Source organism: Bradyrhizobium sp., assembly GCF_049512235.1.
GTDB lineage: Bacteria > Pseudomonadota > Alphaproteobacteria > Rhizobiales > Xanthobacteraceae > Bradyrhizobium.
In genome coordinates this window covers 1-5,282 of the sequence record NZ_JBEKXH010000452.1, presented here as the reverse complement: position 1 = coordinate 5,282, position 5,282 = coordinate 1, and the positions used below count along the sequence as shown (strand labels likewise).

Below are 5,282 nucleotides of genomic sequence, written 5' to 3'. Positions count from 1 at the left end.
TGCCCTGGCGCTCCGGCATCGAGGCCCCGGCGCTGCTCAAAAGCCTGCAGCATGTCGACGTGTTCGTGCCCGAATCCGGCGCCCGCGTCGCCGCCATCAAGATCAGCGACGGGCAGCCGGTCGACAAGGGCGCGCTGATGATCCAACTGGTCTCGCCCGACATCGACTACAAGATCGCCCATACCCGGGCCGACCTCGACATCCTCGAATGGGAGATGGGCTCCAGGGGGCTGGATCCCGAACTCCTGGCGCACAGCAAGGTGACCGAGCAGGAATACGAGGCTTCGCTGGCCGAGTATCGCGGCCTGCTCGACGAGAAGGCCCGCCTCGAAGTGACCGCGCCGATCGCCGGCAAGGTGGTCGATGTCGACGACGGTCTGGCACCGGGCATGTGGGTCAAGGCGAAGTCGCGCCTCGCCTCGGTGATCAATCCCGCTGCGATGACAGTCGAGGCCTACGTCGATGAGGCCGACCTCGAGCGCATCGCCGTCGGCGATGCGGCTGTGTTCTACGCGGAGGCCGACAGCCGCATCCAGGCCTCGCTGCGTGTCGTCGAGATCGCGCGCGCGAGTACGCGCGTCCTGTCCGATCCCGATCTCGCCTCGGTCTATGGCGGCCCGATCACGGTCAGACCCCAGAAAAAGAACGAGAGGGATGAGATGATCCCGGATCGCACCCTCTACCGGGTGACGCTGACACCATCGACGGAATGGCTGACGCCGACGCGCGTGCTGCGTGGCGAGGTAACGATGCGCGGCGAGCCGGTCAGCATCGCCGCGCGCACCTGGCGCGCGTTCTCCGCGATCGTGGTCCGAGAGGCCGGCCCCTGAGCGCGGATTCGGGCGTGCCCCGGTCCTGTGCCACGGCTACCGGTCGGGAATGCAATAATTCAGGGTAAAGCCGCTCGAGGTGCCGCCCCTCGGCGTGGTCGAACAGCAATCCCGTGTCTGCAGAATGATCGAAGCGTCATTGCAATTCGAAAACCCTGAACCTGTGACAACGCAGCTGCGGGCTTTGTCGCCCCCGCATTGGTGGGTTCCAGAAGCGGAATAGCCTCGCATCTGGGCGAGCTTGATCTCTTTCGCGAAGGCTGGCTTGAAGAACAGGATCGCCGCCGTGGCAAGAAGACACGAGATTACGCGTGCGTTGGGCCGGCGTGATCGAATGATGGAGATCTTCATGATTTCCTCGCACCGAAGCAACCGGCGGCAGCAATTTGGGCCACCAGGCGTTCCCCGCTTGGGGCAATGCTGGCGGCCCTGGCCGGGCCGACAAGGGGGCGCGGAGCCCGGCCTTTTCCCAGGCAAAACAATAATACGCGCTTCGCGCGCCTGCAGGCGCGGGCCAGTATCACAACCGAAGATTACCGTGCGCTGTAGCCGATTTGCAACATACTTCTCTGGGCATCCTGCTAAGATTCAACTTGGAAGAGCCGTCCTGGGGTGGCTGGGGAAATCGCAACGACAGTTTGGTGCACAAGCGGCGGCACAACGTTGCCCGACCGTTGATTCTCCAGTGTATTTCACTGAGAGGCGGCGTGGACAGTGGTGGCTCTTGATGGCGTGGACCGACAGACCTGATCGATTCGCCCTGTGGCCGGCGGCCTGGCTTGGGCTTGGCTTGCTCGCATTGGGCGGTTGCACGCTGGTTCCCCATCCGCTGACAGACGCCGATCGCCTGGCTGAGGCAGACGGCGACCGGGCCGAGATGTTCGGCAATGAGGAGCCGCTGCGCCATCCGCTCACTCTGCACGAGGCCTTCGCGCGGGCGCTGAAGTACAATCTCGATGGGCGGGTCAAGCTGATCGAGGAGGCGCTGTCCCAGGACGATCTCGATCTGAGCCGCTACGACCTGCTGCCCAAGGCCTATATCAACGCGGCCTATACCTCGCGCAACAATGTCAATGCCAGTTCGAGCCAGGCGGTCGCCACCGGCCAACAGTCTCTGGTGCCCTCGACCTCCACCGATCAGAATGACGGCGCGGCCGACCTGCTGCTGTCGTGGAACATCCTCGATTTCGGGGTGAGCTACTTTGGCGCCCGCCAGCAGTCCAATCGCGTCCTGATCGGTCAGGAAGAGCGGCGCAAGGTGATCCAGTCGTTGATACAGGATGTGCGCCGCGCATTCTGGCGCGCCGCCAGCGCCCAGCGCCTCAGCCGTCAAATCGCCGACTCGATCCACGACGCCGAGGCGGCGCTGCCGGACGCCCGCAAGGTGGAGACGGAAGGATTGCACTCGCCGGTCGATTCGTTGCGCTACCAGAAAGCGCTGCTCACGCTCATATACCAGCTCGAATCCGCCCAGGCGGTGCTCGCCGTCTCCAAGATCGAGTTGGCGCAGCTGATCAATCTCCCTCCGGGCCAGCCCTACAGTCTCGCCGTACCCCATGATCTGCGCCTCAGTTCGGTGCGGCTGCCGATCACGCGGATGGAGGAGACGGCGCTGCTGCTCAATCCGGACATCCGCGAGCTCAGCTATCAGAAGCGCATCAGCGTCGATGAAACCCACAAGGCATTGTTGCGACTGCTGCCGGGCATCACCTTCAGCTACGATCCGAGCTACGACAGCAACAGTTTCCTGGTCAATCACTATTGGGCGACGAGCGCGGTACGCCTCGGTGGCTATTTGTCCAACCTGCTGACTTTTCCGGTGACCTACCGGCGCGCGGGGAATGCCGAGCATCTCGCCGATCTCAAGCGCGAGGCCATGAGCATGGCCGTCCTTGCCAAGCTGCACATCGCCTATCAGCAATTTTTGGACGCCAGCAAGCTGTTCCGCCGGGCGCAGGAGGTGTCCGAGGTTGATGAGCGGCTCTACGAGCAGATCCGCAACCGCAATGCGACCGACATCGGCGGCGACCTCGAGCGAATTTCCGCGAAGGTGAGCGCGGAAGTATCGCAACTGCAGCGCTACCAGGCCTATGCGGAGACCCAGGCAGCGCTTGGGCGCCTCTATGCCGCCTTGGGCATTGATCCGCTGCCGGAGGACGTCGACACCCTGGATTTCCAGGGACTGGATCGAGCCCTCCGCCACGCCATGGCCGAGCGCAACCGGCTGACGCCTGCGGCGAATGCCGAAGCTGCCGGCTCTGCGGTTGCATCGCGCGCGGATGAACGGCCCGCAATAGCCGCCTCGGCGCCCGCCGGCGAGCAGGCGAAGCTCGGCGTTACCGAGGTCGCCGCCGCGATTGCCGTGGACAACAGTGGACCAAGATCACAGCCGAAACCGGACGCCTCCAACCCGCATTGACGCAAGTACTGGCCGCGGAGCATCTCATGCCGACGCCGCTGGGCTTTATGTTTTGCAACCTAGGCTTTTGCAACCAAGGAGGACGCGTGACGGCGACTCACTCTGCACTGCGTCTTGCTTGCGGTCGAAGGCCGCGAGCGTTGGTCATTGCTCTAGCAATGGCATTATGCGCCAGCGCCGCCGCGGCCCAGCAATCGCTGCCGGCCGCGCCTGCAGCAAATGGCGGGGCACCGGAAATTCGCGCCCAGCTCGCGCCGCTTCACTACACCACGCTGTCGAGCGAGATGGCCGGGCGCATCGACCAGATCACGACCCGTGTCGGCGATCACTTTCACAAAGGCGACGTGCTGATCCAGTTCGACTGCGCCGTGCCGCGCGCCCAGGTGGCGCACGTCCAGGCGGTCTCCACCCAGGCTGAAAAGACCTACGAGATCGACCGCCGCCTGGTCGCGCTGAAGTCGATGGGACAGCTTGAACTCGAGGTCGCCGCCGCGGAGGTGCAAAAGGACAAGGCTGATCTCGATGCCGCGGAGGCGACCGCGTCGAAGTGTACGATCGCGGCGCCATTTTCCGGCGTCACCGCCGAACAGAAGGCGCGCGAATTCCAATACACCACGCCGGGTCAGGCGCTGCTCGACGTGCTCGATGACCACGCGCTCGAAGTCGAGTTTATCGCGCCGTCGCGCTGGCTGAGCTGGCTGAAGCCAGGCTACACCTTTCAGGTCCGAATCGATGAGACCGAAAAGATCTATCCGGCGAGGGTTACCCGGCTCGGCGGTCGCGTCGATCCGGTCAGTCAATCGATCAAGGTGATCGGGGAAATCATCGGGGCTGCGCCCGACCTGATGGCAGGCATGAGCGGTCGCGCCACCATGACGCCACCGTGAGGATTTTGGTTCGCCGGGGGTATTCGATGTCTGCCTGACCGGCGTCGATCTGTTCGGGTTGCATCGTCTCATAGCGCCACGCTGGAGGGGCGTCGCCGGCATGCCGTTGTCATGGCGCAGGCTGATATTTCCGGACGTACCCTGATTGATGCCCAGTTCGTTCACGCGCAGACATCCGTCGATGATCGATCGCCGCTATTCCCTGTCGCTTTCCCAACATTTATTTTCATCAAATTGTCGCTATTCCTGCAAGGCGCAGCCAACGTATCCAGGATAAAATATAACAAAGTCCGGGCGGATATTTACGAGATGGTTGTATCAGCAAGAAACATGCACTGTTGCGATCACGCTGAGATTGCGGTGACGCCGGCAACCTCTCTGTTCGCAACGGTCACCGCAACGGAGGAAATATGACGGCGATCATCTACCATTTTGATCGTTCAGCCAAGACTGGCGCAAGTGATGAAACTGAAAGGCTTCTCGCGGCCTTGGGGCGATACACCACCGCCGAACTTCTCGAGTTGTTGTATATTGGAGAGGAGCCAGGCTTTTTTGAGTTGATGCGCGGGATTTTCGGGCTGTCCGACGAAACCCGATTGGTTCTCCAGGATTTCCTCAAATCCGCGCCCTCCCAGACGATAGCGGCTGAAATCGATCAGCAGGCAAGTGGCGTTCTCACGCTGCGGGTTTGCGAACAGGAAGATCCCATCGAGGCGAATGGCGATTAGCTTGGGCAATGCCTGTAGATATATGGTGATGGTAAATTGATGCTTGAAGCACGAATTCATGCGGTGTAGATATGTTAGGCGGGGAATGGAGCCGTGACGTCGGATGATTACCGCCAATCAACTCAGGGCCGCTCGCGCGCTCCTGAACATCGATCAGCGGCAAACGGCCGAGCTGGCGGATCTTTCCGTGCCGACGATCCAACGAATGGAAGCCAGTGACGGCGTCGTCCGCGGCAATGTTGATTCTCTGATGAAGCTGGTTGCCGCGCTCGAGAACGCAGGAATCGAACTCATCAACCCCGGCGTTGCCAGTCCGACCGGCGGCCGGGGCGTGCGGCTGAGAGAGAACATCGCAAAGCCAAAAGTGAAGCCGATCCGGCAGCCAAGATTGTCTTCCTCGCGGGCGCTGGAACGGGCG

Annotated in this window: 7 protein-coding genes; 6 read left to right on the top strand and 1 reads right to left on the bottom strand. The window is 62.2% G+C overall.

Going from position 1 to position 5,282, the window contains the following annotated elements; all coding sequences use genetic code 11:
• On the top strand, positions 1–830 hold an 830-nt coding region (locus ABSG20_RS29150; RefSeq protein ID WP_423867923.1), incomplete at its 5' end, for an efflux RND transporter periplasmic adaptor subunit.
• A gap of 36 nt (positions 831–866) precedes the next feature.
• On the opposite strand, the gene ABSG20_RS29145 is transcribed toward ABSG20_RS29150, so the two are convergent.
• Positions 867–1,181 (bottom strand): hypothetical protein, encoded by a 315-nt coding sequence (locus tag ABSG20_RS29145; RefSeq protein WP_423867922.1) that lies wholly within the window; start codon positions 1,179–1,181, stop codon positions 867–869.
• Between the two features lie 376 nt (positions 1,182–1,557).
• On the opposite strand from ABSG20_RS29145, the gene ABSG20_RS29140 reads away from it, so the two are divergent.
• The 5 genes from ABSG20_RS29140 to ABSG20_RS29120 form a co-directional block, all read left to right on the top strand.
• Entirely contained in the window at positions 1,558–3,249 is a 1,692-nt protein-coding gene (locus ABSG20_RS29140) for a TolC family protein (protein WP_423867921.1), read from the top strand.
• 158 nt (positions 3,250–3,407) lie between these two features.
• Positions 3,408–4,136 carry an efflux RND transporter periplasmic adaptor subunit gene (locus ABSG20_RS29135; RefSeq protein WP_423867920.1) on the top strand — a complete coding sequence of 243 codons (729 nt, stop codon included), beginning with the start codon at positions 3,408–3,410 and terminating at the stop codon, positions 4,134–4,136.
• Between the two features lie 111 nt (positions 4,137–4,247).
• Positions 4,248–4,550, top strand: a complete 303-nt coding sequence (locus ABSG20_RS29130) for a hypothetical protein (protein ID WP_423867919.1) — start codon at positions 4,248–4,250, stop codon at positions 4,548–4,550.
• Entirely contained in the window at positions 4,547–4,864 is a 318-nt protein-coding gene (locus ABSG20_RS29125) for a hypothetical protein (RefSeq protein ID WP_423867918.1), read from the top strand. The genes ABSG20_RS29130 and ABSG20_RS29125 overlap by 4 nt, the downstream gene beginning before the upstream one ends.
• 103 nt (positions 4,865–4,967) lie before the next feature.
• The coding region (locus ABSG20_RS29120) for a helix-turn-helix domain-containing protein (RefSeq protein WP_423867917.1) at positions 4,968–5,282 on the top strand (315 nt) is incomplete at its 3' end.

Coding starts and splice junctions, on each gene's coding strand:
- ABSG20_RS29125 (WP_423867918.1), top strand. CDS start 4,547: ATGACGGCGATCATCTACCATTTTGATCGTTCAGCCAAGACTGGCGCA.
- ABSG20_RS29135 (WP_423867920.1), top strand. CDS start 3,408: ATGGCATTATGCGCCAGCGCCGCCGCGGCCCAGCAATCGCTGCCGGCC.
- ABSG20_RS29140 (WP_423867921.1), top strand. CDS start 1,558: ATGGCGTGGACCGACAGACCTGATCGATTCGCCCTGTGGCCGGCGGCC.
- ABSG20_RS29145 (WP_423867922.1), bottom strand. CDS start 1,181: ATGAAGATCTCCATCATTCGATCACGCCGGCCCAACGCACGCGTAATC.
- ABSG20_RS29130 (WP_423867919.1), top strand. CDS start 4,248: ATGGCGCAGGCTGATATTTCCGGACGTACCCTGATTGATGCCCAGTTC.